This window comes from Thermoanaerobacter wiegelii Rt8.B1 (assembly GCF_000147695.2).
GTDB lineage: Bacteria > Bacillota > Thermoanaerobacteria > Thermoanaerobacterales > Thermoanaerobacteraceae > Thermoanaerobacter > Thermoanaerobacter ethanolicus.
Map to the genome: position 1 here is coordinate 2377795 of NC_015958.1, position 15971 is coordinate 2393765.

13 protein-coding genes and 1 tRNA gene are annotated in these 15971 nt (G+C 33.9%); 6 read left to right on the top strand and 8 right to left on the bottom strand.

The features are described from left to right. Window positions 1-3 precede the first annotated feature (3 nt). The 5 genes from tilS to THEWI_RS11695 form a co-directional block, all read right to left on the bottom strand. Window positions 4-1380, bottom strand: a complete 1377-nt coding sequence (gene tilS, locus THEWI_RS11675) for a tRNA lysidine(34) synthetase TilS (protein WP_014063517.1) — start codon at window positions 1378-1380, stop codon at window positions 4-6. A 79-nt stretch (window positions 1381-1459) separates the two neighbouring features. Then, on the bottom strand, window positions 1460-2050 hold the full coding sequence (locus THEWI_RS11680; protein ID WP_004400971.1) for a vWA domain-containing protein: 591 nt from the start codon (window positions 2048-2050) through the stop codon (window positions 1460-1462). 85 nt (window positions 2051-2135) lie between these two features. Continuing rightward, on the bottom strand, window positions 2136-4481 hold the full coding sequence (gene spoIIE / locus THEWI_RS11685; protein ID WP_003870722.1) for a stage II sporulation protein E: 2346 nt from the start codon (window positions 4479-4481) through the stop codon (window positions 2136-2138). Between the two features lie 143 nt (window positions 4482-4624). Beyond that, window positions 4625-4699 (bottom strand) — tRNA-Glu (locus THEWI_RS11690). A 68-nt stretch (window positions 4700-4767) separates the two neighbouring features. Continuing rightward, the gene (locus tag THEWI_RS11695; RefSeq protein ID WP_014063518.1) at window positions 4768-5295 is read right to left on the bottom strand and encodes a class I SAM-dependent methyltransferase; all 528 of its coding nucleotides are present in this window, start codon (window positions 5293-5295) and stop codon (window positions 4768-4770) included. A gap of 146 nt (window positions 5296-5441) precedes the next feature. Here THEWI_RS11695 and THEWI_RS11700 point away from each other — a divergent pair, with 146 nt between their 5' ends. Further along, entirely contained in the window at window positions 5442-6845 is a 1404-nt protein-coding gene (locus THEWI_RS11700) for an ISLre2 family transposase (protein WP_041589293.1), read from the top strand. A gap of 270 nt (window positions 6846-7115) precedes the next feature. Here THEWI_RS11700 and THEWI_RS11705 read toward each other — a convergent pair whose 3' ends face one another. Next, window positions 7116-8057 carry a DMT family transporter gene (locus THEWI_RS11705; protein WP_014063519.1) on the bottom strand — a complete coding sequence of 314 codons (942 nt, stop codon included), beginning with the start codon at window positions 8055-8057 and terminating at the stop codon, window positions 7116-7118. 113 nt (window positions 8058-8170) lie between these two features. Here THEWI_RS11705 and THEWI_RS11710 point away from each other — a divergent pair, with 113 nt between their 5' ends. Genes THEWI_RS11710 through THEWI_RS11725 form a run of 4 tightly spaced genes read left to right on the top strand, consistent with a single transcriptional unit; the run spans window position 8171 to window position 11613 of the window. Beyond that, the gene (locus tag THEWI_RS11710) at window positions 8171-8662 is read left to right on the top strand and encodes an RNA polymerase sigma factor SigX (protein ID WP_014063520.1); all 492 of its coding nucleotides are present in this window, start codon (window positions 8171-8173) and stop codon (window positions 8660-8662) included. A gap of 2 nt (window positions 8663-8664) precedes the next feature. Continuing rightward, the gene (locus tag THEWI_RS11715; protein ID WP_014063521.1) at window positions 8665-9849 is read left to right on the top strand and encodes a DUF2275 domain-containing protein; all 1185 of its coding nucleotides are present in this window, start codon (window positions 8665-8667) and stop codon (window positions 9847-9849) included. A gap of 4 nt (window positions 9850-9853) precedes the next feature. Then, a complete protein-coding gene (locus THEWI_RS11720) occupies window positions 9854-10756 on the top strand; it encodes an ABC transporter ATP-binding protein (protein WP_014063522.1) in 903 nt (300 codons plus the stop codon). Continuing rightward, entirely contained in the window at window positions 10753-11613 is an 861-nt protein-coding gene (locus THEWI_RS11725) for an ABC transporter permease (RefSeq protein WP_014063523.1), read from the top strand. Before THEWI_RS11720 ends, THEWI_RS11725 begins: the two co-directional genes overlap by 4 nt. A gap of 6 nt (window positions 11614-11619) precedes the next feature. Here THEWI_RS11725 and THEWI_RS11730 read toward each other — a convergent pair whose 3' ends face one another. Next, window positions 11620-12027, bottom strand: coding sequence for a DUF1284 domain-containing protein (locus THEWI_RS11730; RefSeq protein ID WP_004400988.1), 408 nt, complete (start codon window positions 12025-12027; stop codon window positions 11620-11622). Between the two features lie 156 nt (window positions 12028-12183). On the opposite strand from THEWI_RS11730, the gene THEWI_RS14025 reads away from it, so the two are divergent. Next, complete coding sequence (locus tag THEWI_RS14025; RefSeq protein ID WP_003870730.1) at window positions 12184-12345, top strand: CDIF630_02480 family spore surface protein; 162 nt, start codon at window positions 12184-12186, stop codon at window positions 12343-12345. 26 nt (window positions 12346-12371) lie between these two features. Here THEWI_RS14025 and nifJ read toward each other — a convergent pair whose 3' ends face one another. Continuing rightward, complete coding sequence (gene nifJ, locus THEWI_RS11735; protein ID WP_014063524.1) at window positions 12372-15884, bottom strand: pyruvate:ferredoxin (flavodoxin) oxidoreductase; 3513 nt, start codon at window positions 15882-15884, stop codon at window positions 12372-12374. Window positions 15885-15971: the final 87 nt, after the last annotated feature.

The window sequence follows — 15971 nt, forward strand, 5'->3', positions numbered from 1 at the left end:
ATTTTATCCTTTGGTATACTCTATCACAAGGACATTTTTTGTATTTTCATCTACTTTAAATTTATCACTCATTCTATAACCTACAACCCACACAATTTCATTGTCTATGGCTAATAAAGGAATGCTATCTCTTATTTCGCGGGGTATTTTCTCGTCAATAAAAAATTCTTTTAATTTTTTACTCCCCCCCAGGTTAAGAGGAGAAAAAATATCCCCTGCTTGCCTATTTCTAACTACCACATCTTCCTGTATTTTATCATAGTCAAAAAATTTCGTGTATTTTCCTATGTTAAGTTTTTTTATTTCTTCAATCCCTAAAACACTAGCTTTAAATTGCCCAACACCACATATCTTAGTAATTCCAGGAATATTTAATTTTGCCCAAAAAGTCTTGGCCTCTTTTTCTTTTACTTTTCTCATTATAAGATTATTATAGCTTTTTAAAGCCTCAATTTCAAAGGGTAAATCAATTTTTGAGGAAGTTGGTTTGTCTAAAAGGCTTAAAACATCCTCTACATGGATGTATTCTAATCCATAAATATCTCCTTTTAATTTTTGGTACATAAGCCTAACTAAGCGTCGCTGAATAGCTGGATGCTGTGCCCTCAGTTTTTTTATATCAGCAAAAATTTCCTCTTGATTAAAATAGCAAACCTCATTAAAAATCTTTTCACACTCTTTTTCTAAATAGTCATTCTCCTCTAAAATAATTTTTGCCATCCTGTAGATATTTTCTATTATATCTACTTCAAAAGTTTCATTTATATAGGGAATTAATTTAAGTCTTACTTTATTTCTCTTATATAAATCTTCATAATTTGTAAAATCTATTACCGGCTTTAAATCTTTTTCCTTGATGTAATTCTCTATTTCTTCCCTTTCTATTTCAATGAGAGGCCTTATTATATTTCCATTTACCGGTTTTATTCCAATGAGGCCAGCCATTCCAGAACCTCTTATTAAATTTAAAAAAACTGTTTCCACTACGTCGTTCTTATTATGGGCTACTGCTATTTTATTACCCTTAACTTCTCTTAATACTTCCTCAAAAGCCTGATACCTCACATATCGTCCAGCCTCTTCTTCCGAATATCCCATTTCTTTGGCTATTTTTTTTACATCTTTTTCAAATAAAAAAAATGGGAGTTTCAGTTTGCGGCACATATCTTCAACAAATTGCGCATCCCTTTTAGCTTCTTCTCCTCTTATCATATGATTAACATGTACTACATACAACTTAAGATTAAATAAATCTTTTAAATTGTATAAAATATCCAGCATACACAAAGAATCAGGTCCGCCGGAAACCCCCATTACAATTTTATCATTTGCCTCAATCATTTTATACCTTTTAATTGTTGAAATAACCTTATCAATCATTTCTTAACCCCTTATAGCGATATATACTCATGTTATATAATGATTATATAATATCCTCCTTTTTAAATCAAACCTCTTTTTATATTCCTACTATATTTTCGGCATTTATCTCTTTTTCTTCAAAGAAAAGAATAAGTTTTTCCATTTCAAAGTCCATTAGCGTTTTTGCATAAGCTACGTACAAATCAATTTTACCTTTTCTTTTGTTAAGATATTTAAAAAGTTTTCTTTTATTATTTATAACATAATTTGCCTCTCCTTTGCTTATTTCTAACAAAAGAGCAAGTTTTAGATCTACATACTCACTTAAATTTGCGACATAATTTATAATTTGCACTTTTATATAAGGATGCATTTTTTCTAAACTTTTGCCACTAATATTTTTTATACTCTGGTCAATAACATTTTTTAAAGTCAATTTCACAGATTCTTCTACCACTTTGGACAAAGTTTTATCTAAAAGCTGAATAGATGTATAACATCTTATTCCCCCTAATTTTTCAATTGTCTCCATCATCTTCTCATTAAAGCTTTCCTTTTCTAATAAACTTATGACATTTACAATTACACCTCTTTTTCTCATCATCTCTATAATTTGCTCCCATTTTGCTGACAAATCAGTTATATCGCCGTCAGTAATAATGACCATTTCTTTTAAAATTATAGACACAAAAACCCCTCCACAAAAGTATTCCTTTAATCGCCTCGATATATTGTCTCCACATTGTGGAAGGGTTATTCCAATTTATTAACTTTTATATTTTCTTCCATACCTTTGAAACCAAAATTGTCATATCGTCCTTTGGAGTATTATTACACAATTCCAAACATTTTTTCATTAACGCATCTGCCATATCCTGAGGATTCCTCGTGTTGATTTCACTAATTAACCTTGAAAATTCTACTTCTTTATCCTTCTCAAAACACTCCAACACTCCATCAGTGACTAAAATCACAAAATCTCCATCTTTTAATTTTCTTTCATGTATATCTGCCTCTATATCTTCCAAAATGCCAATGGGCAAAGAACTGGATTCTATAATCTCAACCTCATTCCCTCTTTTTATAAAGGTAGCACAAGAGCCAATTTTTATAAATTCTGCTTCTCCAGTGAACTTGTCCAGAAACATTATATCCACAGTAGAAAACATTTCTTCTGCAGACCGCAAAGCCAAAATAGAGTTTAATGTTTGAATAACTAAATGTTTATCAAAGCCTGCCTCTATAAATTTCTCCAGCAAAGAAATGGTAGTAGTGCTCTCTGCAGCCGCTTTATATCCAATCCCCATTCCATCGCTTAAAGCTGCCATATATTTTCCATCTTCTAAGTCCATAAAAGAATAAGTATCTCCAGAAATCTTGGCTTTTGACTTACTAACTCTGCTTATACCCGTTAAGACTTGCAAGCTCTCTGCTTTTGTAAGAGTAAGTACACATCTTCCATTGTGGTCTATAGAGCATAACCTACTTTTTCTCTCATATCTTTCCCCCATAATTTCAGATACAATAGGGACAATCTTTTTGTCACATTCCTTAGCAAAACATGCCTTTTTATATATTTTTACGTTAACATTTTCGTCTCCTGTGTCATAAATTAGCACATCCTCCACAGGTATGCCCTTTTTGTCCAATTCCACCATCATTATTTGTTCTAATTCATCTTTAAAAGTGACATTCATGCTAATATCACTAGCCATATTAGATATTGCATCAGCAACTCCTTTTAACTGAGTAGCAATAAGTCCTTTAGCATCTTTTAGCCTTTCTCTCCACTGCATGCTTATTTTGTAAATGCCTAAGTAATATTTAGTTGTACTCATAAGTTCAGAAAATCTTATACATTTTCTATACAGTTTATTGTCCTCAATACTACTATTTTTTTCAAGATGTTCTATCAACTCAAACATGCTTTTATAAGTATTGTAAAACTCCTTGTCCCAACAAGTTTTATACATGACACATTGAGTACAGGTCTTATTGGCAATTTCCTCAAACAAATAAGAAATATCTTTGTGGTCTAATACCTTTTCATTTACTTGTTTAAAACTTTTAGAGAGCTCTTCAAATACTTGAGAATACTCTTTAAGTTTGCCTGTCACTACTTCTTTTAATTTTTCATTGTAATTTCTGTTGTTTAAATTTTTATTACCCTTTACTATTTCCTCCGCCTTTACTATGTACTTCTTAGGAAGTGCTACAAACATTAAAGAAGCTAACACAATATCATAAGGATTTACAAGCATATCCACAGTTGAAGTTACATAAAATGTAATAATAAAAATGGCAGTTAAAAAGCCTATAATAACTCCAATTCTATGCAATTTTTTCAAACTACCGGCCAACAAGCCTGCAAATCCAAAAAGCCCTATGGAGACTGGCATTTGGAAAAAAGATAAGCTTCCAAGAAGCCCCATAGTTGTGCCGATACTTGCTCCTACTCCAGCCCCACCTATATAAGAGGCTAAAAGTATTATAAATATCCCTAATATCCCATTGAGAGTAAATTTCCACACATTCAAATGATTCATTCCTAGAATAAATAGCCCTATAAATATACTCAAAGATATCAACTCTTCATTGGAAACAATTTTTCTGTTTATATTCAAAATAAATGAAACAGCGTGGTTAAAAATAAAAACCATTAACATTGCAGTGACAGACTCATATAGGCTCATCATAATGTCAAAAAGCAAAAAGCCATAAATATAGCTGAATATAAGATCTGCGCTAAAAAGAGAAATAAAAGTAATGAAAGAGGTTTTAATAATATTTTGAGGTTTAATTTTTAGAAGCCCTTCTAATGAAAAGATCAAAACAAGCGCTAAAAGGTATTTAAAACTATTGACATTGGGTAAAGTTAATATTCCCAACCATACTCCTATTCCTGTTAAAAGATATCGCTTTTTATACATTAAAAGGGTTGCAAAAAAAGCAATGCCGAAAGGCAAAAGACTATTGAAAATAACAGCTCGCCCTATAAAAAAGCTTATAACTGACAATAATATAATCTGTTGAATGTTTTTAGAAAGATTTTTTTGAGTATTTTCTGTCAAGGGAGTTTTTATAACTCTTTTATAAGGTAAAATATTTATATTTTGCATAAAAAAACCACCACCTCTTTTTTTCTAAATTATAGCACCATGGCGATGGTTTTATTTGTTAATTTTTGCTATATATGTAATTTTTCTTTCGACATAAAAAATAATGTCGCACTTTTGTGCGACATTTTATTTCTTAACTTAAATGGTGACCCCGACGGGATTCGAACCCGTGTTGCCGCCGTGAAAGGGCGGTGTCTTAACCTCTTGACCACGGGGCCACAAAAGACATTACTTATTTTATCATATTTTCATGTCTTGTCAACGATAAATTTTTCCTTAATAATTGTCATTTTTTGGATATAAAAATATCTGTCCTTTCTGACTTTTTTATTTCTCCTATTAAAGCATATTCGACTTCTAAATACTTTGCAATATCTTCAATGCTTATATTTGCTTCATGATAGCTTCCTCTTTCTTTGTGTCTTTCAGCAACAACTTTCCTCCCATATTCGCTTAATTCGGATATAAGAATACTACCGCCTTTTTTACAGACCCTCACCATCTCATCCAGTACCTTTTTATAATCCCTCATGTGATGCATGGCATTGTATGTAGCCACAACCTCAAAGGTTTCATCTAAAAATGGAAGATTGTGAGCATCTCCCTGAAGTAGCAAAATATTTTCCAAAATTACACTTTCTTTCAAAAGGTCTTCTGCTCTTTTTAAAGCATCTTTACTCTCATCAATAGACACGACTTGATATCCGTATTCAGCCAAAGCGGCTGCCATTCGTCCCCGTCCTGTACCAATATCAAGAGCTTTTCCACTTCCTCTGCCTAACATTTCCACAGCTTCTTTTACATCTCTCTCCATAGTTTCACCTCAAAAACTTTTTATATTTATTATCTCTCTTGATAGTGTAAAATTATCGTAGGATTTTTAAAGTGAAAAAAACAAGAGACAACCCCTGTGATAAAATAGAAATAGGAAACAAAACATCACAGAAAGGGGTGTCTCTTGTGAAAAAATATATTTTTGAAGATATTATACTACAAAATGCTCTAAATTTCACTAGAGAAGTGATAGAAATTTTTGGTGATTTATTAAACGAAGGAATGGATATTACAAGACTTGTAGCAAGAATAAAGGAAATCACGGACAAACTAGGTAGTGAAGTAATAGAAGCAATTATTGAAGAGTTAGATAGGATAATAAAAGAAGACAAGAGAAGGAAAGAAAAATGGATAGTAGAAAGAAAAGATAAAAAGAGGTTAACGACAATTCTTGGAGATATTGAATATGAGAGGACATATTACAAATCTAGGCAGGATGGGAGATATACATATTTGGTGGATGATGCATTAGAGATAGGGCGGCACGATAGGATAGAAAAGGGAGTAAAGATAAAGTTAGTAGAAAACGCGATAGAAGAATCATATGAAAGAAGTAGTAAAAAAGCATGTCCAGAGGAGCTAAGTAAACAGACGGTATTAAACGCAATAAGGGAAATAGGGGAAGTAGAAGTAAAGAGAGAAATAAAAGAGAAGAAAGAAGTAAGGGTATTATACATAGAGGCAGATGAAGACCATGTACCTTTACAAGAGGGTGGAGATGAAACACCTCGATTGGTGTACATACATGAAGGGAGGGAAGAGAGAAACGGAAGAAACGTACTGAAAAATGTGTATTACAAGGCATACGTAGGAGAGAAAGCTGAAGACATATGGATAGATGTAGCAAATTACATAGAAGAAAATTACAAGGAAGAGAAGATAGAGAAGATATACATAGCAGGAGATGGAGCGCCGTGGATAAAAGAGGGATTAGAGTGGATAGTAAAATCAAGGTTTGTGTTAGACAGATATCATTTAAACAAATACGTATTAAAAGCTACATCGAAAGAGCCAAAATACAGGGATAAGATATGGAGAGCAATAAATGAAGGAGATAAAGAAGAACTAAAGAAGGTATTTAATGAACTAATAAAGGTAACAAAGGAAGAGAGAGAAAAAGAGAAGGTAAAAGAGGCGAAGAGGTACATACTAAATAATTGGGAAGGAGTAGAGATATACAGTAAAGACAAAGATGTAATAGGGTGCAGTGCAGAAGGGCATATAAGTCATGTATTTTCTTCTAGATTAAGTAGGAATCCATTAGGATGGAGTAGAGAAGGATTAAAGTTAATGGCGAAATTAAGAGTATTCAGCAAGAATGGAGGAGATTTGAGAGAAATAGAATGGGGTAAGAAAGAGAATATAAATGAAGGGAGCTACAAATTAACGAAGAAGCAAATAAAAGAGGCGGTAAGGAGAGTTAAAACGTCTACAAATGAAAAAATAAATAATATTACGGTTTTGAATATAGGGAAAGTAACACCAATATATAAGGTTTTAAGAGCAATAAAATATGCGCAAGTTATATAAAATGCATGATAAGTTGAAGGCGGAAATTAACTAAGTTTCAGGGGTTGTCTTAAAAAAATCCTACAGTATCTTGACACTATCATCTCTCTTTTTGTACTTTAATAAAACGCAAAAACATGCTATACTAATTAAAGTACTAATAAAATCACTCCTCTATAATAAATGCGGTATTTTTATACCGCATCCTTTTTGGACTAATATATGCCCCCGTATGGTATAGGGTTACGTTAAAAGTATATCACATTCTCTATGTAATGTAAATACAGAATTTCAGTGTGTTTCTTCTGAAGAAATAATCGGTTGAGACACTTTTCCAAAATAATTTGTCCCCCATACTCCTATCAATATCATAATAGCTCCTATTATATGATACCAATAAAAAGCTTCACGTCTTATGGTGATCCCCGCTATTACCGAAATTACTGTGGTCAAATTTGCAAAAACTGAAGCTTGAGATGCAGGCAATTTTGAAAGAGCGTAATTGTTTAAAAAATACGCTACAACAGAAGATAAAACACCTAGATATAGCACAGGAATAAGTACTCTGTAATCAGTTAAATCCCTGAAATAGTCAGAAATAGGATAGCCTTTTGCTAATCTATCAATTAAATTTAAAAAATTGAAAGAAATTGCGGCAAACCACATCATGACAAAGGTTATCTCAATAGGTGAAAATTCTAAAGAAGACTTTCTTGCTAAAATACTGTAAAAAGCTGCAGATAAGACTGCTCCTAAAAGATATACAAAACCTATAATTGACCTATTACGGCTTTCAACACCTGTCATAAAAATTATAAAAGCAACTCCTGTAACAGACAAAAGAATAAAGAAAAGCTGATACAAAGAAGGCTTTTCCTTTAAAAATACCGTCGCCAAAGCGGTAACAGCAACAGGAATTAAAGCTATCATCAAACCAGAAAGAGAAGAGGATGTATATTTTACACCATATGTTTCAAATATAAAATACACAACAGGCTCTGATAGAGACAATAAAAACAATGGCCACAGATTTTTCCCTCTATAATTAAGTTTAATAATTCCAAATACCCACAAAAGAGTAATCATAAATGCTGCAAGTAAAAAGCGGTAGGCTATAAGCTCCATAGGAGAAGCTACATCAAGCCCCATAGAGGTAAACATAAAAGAAAATCCAAAAATTGATGCCATTCCTATTCCTGCTAAATAAGGATAATAACTCTTTATCCTCTCCAAATTTAACACCCCCGCACCTTTTTAAAAACACCGATATAATTATATAGCACTTCCCACAAAAAATAAAATCCAGACGAAGGGGACGGTTCTTTTCATCTGAAAAATTCAGACAAATAGAGGAAAGTTTCAAAGATATCTTTGAAAAATATTATCCAAAAGTTTTAAATCAAATTTCTTGGATGATAAAAGACGAATTCAAAGCGGAAGACATTACTCAAGAAGTTTTTATAAAGTATTTTAAAAATCCTCCCCGTCACAATGAAAATATAGGAGGTTGGTTATCCAAAGTGGCAATAAATCATGCCTTAAATTATATCCGCAGTGAAAAAAACACAAAAACAAGAGAACTGGAAGTTTTTAAAAACACGCAAGAGGAATTTTTTGAAGACCCTGAAGAAATAGCAATTAAAAGGTTTGAAAGAGCTAAAGTGAAAGAAGTCCTCCTAAAAATGAGTAAAAGAGATATGATGTGTCTAATACTTAAACATTCAGGATATAGTTACGAAGAAATAGCAATATCATTGGGAATTAAGAAAACCTCCGTCGGCACAACCATAGCAAGAGCACAAAAAAAGTTTAAAGAATTATATGAAAAGGAGGTGTAAGTATGTGCTACGATGAAGGAACTCTTCAAGCATATCTAGACAGTGAACTGGATGAAATCACTGCAAAAAATGTAGAAGAACATTTAAAAACTTGCGATGTATGTAGAGAAAAACTTGAACAACTAAAATCCATAAATGAATTCACTTCAAAAGCTTTAAAAGCAAGCAATATAGATTTAAATGAAACTTGGGCTACTCTAAATGAAAAATTGAGTAAAAATAATAATAAAGGAGGAATGTTTGCCATGTTTACAAAGTACAAAAAGGCTATTGCCGCCTTAGTCGTAGTGGCATTTGTAGTTTCCTCAATGCTTTTCCCGCCCCTTAAAAATGCAGAGGCTAAAATTCTAAATTTATTGAGACTTAACAAAATGCAGATTATAACTATTACACCTGATGACATTACACAAATTCAAAATGAGTTCTATAATAGAAACATAAAGAACATTGACTTAAAAGAATATGGTGAAATATTAAGGTCTGGAAGTTATGAAGGATATGAAGTTTCAATAAATGAAATTGACAAACTAAAGTCCGATGTAGATTATAAATTTAAGCTGCCAACTGACGAAAATTTTGAAATTAACCATATATATGTATCAAAGGGTGATGGATTAGAGTTTAAACTTAATGTTGACAAAATAAATGAATTAATTAAAACATTTGGCGGCACACATCTTTTCCCTAAAGAGCTCAACAATAAGCCTATTACAATAAATGTTGGCACATCTATAAATATTGATATAAAAGAAAAAAAGGATAATAATGATACAGAAAATATCAAAAAAAGTATTTATCTTACCATAAATAAAACTCCTGAGATTGTAGTACCAGAAGGGGCAAATATAGATAAGGTAATTGATGCCTTGGCTAACCTCCCATTTTTGCCCGACAATTTAAAAAAACAAATTGCAAGTGTAACTGACTGGAAGGAGACATTACCTATACCAATGGATGAATCTACAAATGTTAAAGAAATAAATATAAGAGGAAATACAGCTATTATTCTAACAAATAAATATTCTCCAAATATGGCATCTATAGCATGGAATGAAAACGGAGTAATGTATAGTCTATCAATCTATGGACCCTATGAACCATCTACAGACAAACAAACAATAAATGATGAATTAATAACACAGCAAAATATAAATACATTAATTCAAATTGCAAATTCAATGAGGTGATCAAATGGTATTAGAGACACAAAATCTTACAAAGCAGTTTAATGGAAAAGGCGGATTTAAAGAAGTCACTCTCTCTGTAGAAAAGGGGCAAGTTTTTGGATTCTTAGGTCCAAATGGTGCTGGAAAAAGCACTTTTGTAAAAACAATGGTGGGGTTTTTGCACCCCACCTCTGGTTTTGCATGGATTTTAGGGAAGCCTATAGGCACTGTAGAGTCCAGAGAAAAAGTAGGATTTTTGCCTGAAAATTTTAGATATCACGACTGGATGACAGGAAAAGAGCTTTTGAGCTTCCATGCTGAGCTTTATAAAATAAAAAATCCAGGCAAAAAAATTGATGAACTTTTAGAATTGGTAAAACTCAAAGGTCACGAAAATAAACTCATCAAAAATTACAGCAAAGGAATGCAGCAGAGAATTGGAATAGCAATAGCCCTTTTAAACGACCCTGAAATAGTGTTTTTAGATGAACCCACTTCAGCTTTAGACCCTGTTGGAAGAATTGAAGTAAGAGAAATCATAAAACAATTAAAATCGCAAGGAAAAACTGTTTTTCTAAACAGCCATCTATTAAGTGAAGTGGAAATGGTATGTGATGAAGTGGCTATAATAAATCACGGCAGAGTAATAGCACAAGGAAAGCTGGATGACTTATTAAAAGAGCACACCCATGTAGAAATGATTGTATCAGACTATACTTCAGAGTTGATTGAAAAAATTTCTCGCTTATCAAAAGAATTTCAATTTAAAGAAGGTAAGCTAACCTTTAAAGTAGATGATAAAGAAAAAATACCAGTTATAGCTAAAATGGTAATAGAATCTGGTGCCAAGTTATATCAATTAAATACCCAAACTTCTTCGCTGGAAGACTTATTCATAAACTTGATTGGAAAGGATGAGGTTTTGTGACTACCATAATAAAATACACCTTTAAAGAAATGCTAAAAAAACAGGCTTTTCTATTAGTCTCCCTTTTGTCCCTCCTCTACCTTTCCATATATACTTTTGGCTTAAGTAAAATATTTGAGCGTCCCAACGATTCTATATATGACATCATCTTTCAATCAGAAATTTTGTCTGCCGGTCTATTTTTCGCAAATTTCATAGTGGCTTTTCTTGTAGTTTTGACATCAGTAAATGCTATATCAGGAGAAATAGAAAATGGCACCATATACGCCGTTTTATCGAAACCTATAAAAAGATATGAACTGGTGTTGGGAAAATTTATAGGCTTAGGCGCTATGATTGTAATATACAGCTCCATCATGTTTTTGTCTGTAGTAGGTTTAAACATCTTTATGGGGTCTAAAATAACCTTTGAAGCAAGCAATATTTTAAGAGGACTTTTTTTCTTCGACTTAGGACCGATTGTATTTTTAGCCCTTATAATAGCTTCCAGCTCAATTTTTTCGACTGTAAACACAGGAATAATCTCTATTATGGCTTATGGAATTGCCCTCGTCGGAGGTGTTCTTGAACAAATTGGAACAGCAATGCAACAAAGTCAAGTCGGTGCCTTTGGCTTAAAAAGCGGAGAAAGCCTTATAAACGCAGGGATAATTACAAGCCTCATCCTTCCTACAGATGTCATATATAGAAAAATGACTGCAGAGCTTTTGACACAAAGTAGTGGGATAAGTTTTATTACACAAGGACTCTTTGGGGGCATGTCTCAACCCAGTATTTACATGTTCATATACATCTTTTTCTACGTGGTATTTCTCCTCTATTACGGTGCAAAGCGCTTTTCACAAAGAGACTTATAAAGGCGGTCACACACCGCCTTTTAACTTTTTAAACCCTTCCAAACAATACCCAAGACTAAACCATTGACAGTTACTGCATATCTTTTCCATTTTTTCTTCAGTCATTTTCTCTTTAATTCTATTTGTGACTTCCCTATAGCTCAATATCTCCCCTGGCCTTATATCTAAAACTTCTAAAACTGCCCTATCTTTTCCTTTTACACTTCCTGGATACTCTTCCTCTGTACATTCTCCATTTACATTGTTTGGACACATGCTGCAAATGTTATCCACACTATCCACAGCTTTTATCAACATATCATGTTCATTATTCAATTTTCTAATAATTTCATCCATATTTTTAACAAATTTTTCATCATAACCAAGCCCTCTAAAACCTAATATACATAAAAAATGATGTCCTCTTATCTCCATTTCAATCTCTCCTCATCCCAGGATTACAACAATAATTATACTGCTAATTTGAACTGTAACCTAAGAAAGAAAAGAAATTTACATCCCTCAGTTTATCACAATAATAGTCATAATTTCTTCAATTATCGAAAATAATACATTTAAAGGAGTGATTGTATGACTAAAAAACCAAAAAAACCTCACAAAGTGCCAATAGAAAATCATAAGACTGCTTCCTGGGCAAATATACAAAATGTAAAAGAAGAATCAAATGTGCCTATCCCAAGTAAAAATGAGGTAATAAACGCAAAAGAATGGGTAGAAGAAAACAAAAAATAACAATTCCGGGCATACGCCCGGAATTGTTATTCTGCCAGCTTCCTATATCTTTCGTATCTCTCTTTCGCAGTATCTTCTGCCATCTGATAAAGTTTTTCCGCAATCTGAGGAAATACGTTTTTAAGTGAGGAATATCGTATCTCCCCCTCAATAAATTCTCTGAAAGACTTTGTCGGCTCTTTAGAATCAAGTACAAATGGATTTTTGCCTTCTTTTTTAAGCTCTGGATTAAATCTATAAAGGTGCCAGTAACCAGACTCCACTGCTTTTTTCTCCTCCATTATACTTGTCCCCATGCCTGACTTTATGCCATGGTTTATACAAGGAGCGTATGCTATTATAAGTGAAGGCCCTTTGTATTTTTCTGCCTCCACAAAAGCCTTTATCGTCTGGTTCATATTTGCTCCCATTGCAACTTGCGCCACATACACGTATTCATAGCTCATAGCCATCAAGCCTAAATCTTTCTTGCTTGTCCTCTTACCTGCTGCCGCAAATTTTGCAACTGCCCCTAATGGCGTAGATTTTGAGGATTGCCCTCCCGTATTGGAATACACCTCTGTGTCAAGCACTAGTACATTTACATCTTCTCCTGATGCTATAACATGGTCAAGCCCTCCAAAGCCAATGTCATACGCCCATCCATCTCCCCCTATTATCCACTGAGATTTTTTTACAAGAAAATCTTTTTTGTCAAGTATCTCTTTTATTATCTCATTCTCTGTATACCCGCCTCTATTTATAATATCCAAAATCTTTTTAGAAGCAATTTTAGATTTATCTCCATCCTCCATCCCATCAATCCACTCTTGGAATGCAGCTTTTAATTCATCGTCAATAGGGATATTTATAGCTTCTTTCATCAAATCTCTAAGCCTTTCCCTTATCTGCTTATTTGCTAAAAACATGCCGTAGCCAAATTCGGCATTGTCCTCAAAAAGTGAGTTAGCCCACGCAGGCCCTTTTCCCTCTTTATTAGTAGTATAAGGAATAGAGGGTGCACTTGCCCCATAAATAGATGAGCAGCCTGTGGCATTTGCTATCATCATCCTATCTCCAAAAAGCTGTGTCAAAAGCTTTATGTAAGGAGTCTCACCACAGCCGGGGCATGCGCCACTGAATTCAAACAGAGGCTTTGCAAATTGACTGCCTTTTAGAGTCGCCTTATCTACTAAATTATCTTTGACATCAAGAGTTACAGCATACTCCCAATTTCTCGCTTCTTTTTCTATTTGTTCTTCAGCGGGTTTCATTATAAGAGCTTTTGTAGGTGCTGGACAAACATCTGCACAATTGCCGCATCCTGTACAGTCTAAAGGACTTACCTGTATTCTATACCAAAGCCCTTCTAATCCTCTTCCTATTGCTTTTTTCAGTTTAAAAGTTGAAGGCGCTTTTTTCATTTCTTCCTCTGTTAATAAAAATGGCCGTATTACTGCATGGGGGCAAACATAAGAGCACTGGTTACACTGTATACAGTTGTCTATTTGCCATTCGGGTATCAATACTGCAATTCCTCTCTTTTCATAGGCAGTCGTGCCAGTAAGAAATGTGCCATCTTCCATGCCGACAAAAGCACTTACAGGAAGGAGGTCTCCTTCATTTCTTTCCATAGGTCTTTGTATATTTTTAACAAAATCAGGCTCTGGCTTTACAATTTTTTGCCCTTCTTTTGCGTTTTTCCACTCCTCAGGCACTTCTACTTTTACAAGAGCTTCTACGCTTCTGTCAACAGCCTTTAAGTTCATATCCACTATATCCTGACCCTTTTTGCCATAGGCCTTCTGTATAGAATCTTTTAAATACTCAACTGCTTCTTCAAAAGGTATTATATTTATAAGTTTAAAAAACACTGTCTGCATTATCATGTTTATTCTGCCACCCAAACCTGCTTCTTGGGCAATTGATATGGCATCTATTGTATAAAAATTGATATTGTTTTTAGCTATATATCTTTTCATTGAAGCAGGTAACTTCTCCTCCAGCTCCTCTTTACTCCAAGGACAATTTAATACAAAAGTCCCACCATGTTTAAGTCCTTTTAAAACATCATAATTGTAAATAAAAGACTTATTGTGACAGGCAATATAATCAGCATGATTTACCAAATAAGAAGATTTAATCGGCTTTTTACCAAACCTCAAATGTGAAATAGTGGTGCCTCCTGATTTTTTGCTGTCATACTGAAAATATGCCTGCACATACAAGTCTGTGTTGTCCCCAATTATTTTAATAGCCGATTTATTCGCCCCAACCGTTCCATCAGAGCCTAATCCCCAAAACTTGCAGCTTACAGTGCCTTCAGGAGTAGTCTCTACAAATTCACCTTCTTCTAATGATGTGTAAGTCACATCGTCTAAAATTCCTATGGTAAAACGGTCTTTGGGGGAGTCCTTTTTTAAATTGTCATAGACTGCAATAATCTGAGAAGGAGTTGTATCTTTTGAGCCCAGACCATATCTACCTCCTACTATGCCGGGCTTTTTATCTTTGTTATAAAATAATTTAGCCACATCAAGGTACAAAGGCTCTCCTATTGAACCCGGCTCTTTTGTCCTGTCTAATACGGCAACCTTTTTAACTGTATCAGGTAAAACCTCAAAAAAGTGTTTTTCAGAAAATGGCCTGTAGAGATGTACTTTAATTAAACCCACTTTTTCTCCTTTTTTTGTTAAATAATCAATCGTCTCTTCTATCGTGTCACAAACAGAACCCATAGCTACAATTATATACTCTGCGTCCTTTGAACCGTAATAGTCAAAAAGGTGATATTCTCTTCCAGTCAGCTCTTTGTACCTCTTCATGTAATCTTCTACTATGTCAGGAACCTTTTCATAAAATTTATTAGCAGCTTCTCTTCCTTGAAAATAAATATCAGGATTTTGTGCAGTACCTCTTACAACAGGATGTTCAGGATTTAACGCTCTGTCCCTAAACTCTTTTGCTGCCCTTAAATCTAAAAGTTTCGCAATTTCCTCATATTCCACCACTTCTATTTTTTGCATCTCGTGAGAAGTCCTAAAGCCATCAAAAAAATGCAAAAATGGTACCCTAGATTTTATAGCAGAAAGATGGGCTATAAATGCCATATCCATGGCTTCCTGTACATTGGCAGAACAAAGAAGTGCAAAACCTGTTTGTCTTACTGCCATTACATCCTGATGGTCGCCAAATATAGAAAGTGCATGGGCAGAAATTGCGCGGGCACTTACATGAAACACCCCTGGCAAAAGCTCTCCTGCAATTTTATACATGTTTGGTATCATTAAAAGAAGCCCCTGTGATGCGGTATATGTGGTTGTCAAAGCGCCTGCAGTTAAAGAACCATGGACAGCACCTGCAGCACCTGCTTCTGACTGCATTTCAACAACCTTCACGGGTTGACCAAATATATTCTTCTTGCCATGGGCAGCCCATTCATCAACATTTTCAGCCATTGGAGAAGAAGGCGTAATAGGGTAAATTGCTGCAACCTCCGTAAAAGCATAAGAGGCATAAGCAGCAGCTGTATTTCCGTCCATTGTAGCCATTTTTCGCATAAAATAATCCTCCTTAACCCTTAACATGGTTTTTCTATCCAGATATATTATTTCATTAAAAAAGAATAATCATACATTTAGGCATTG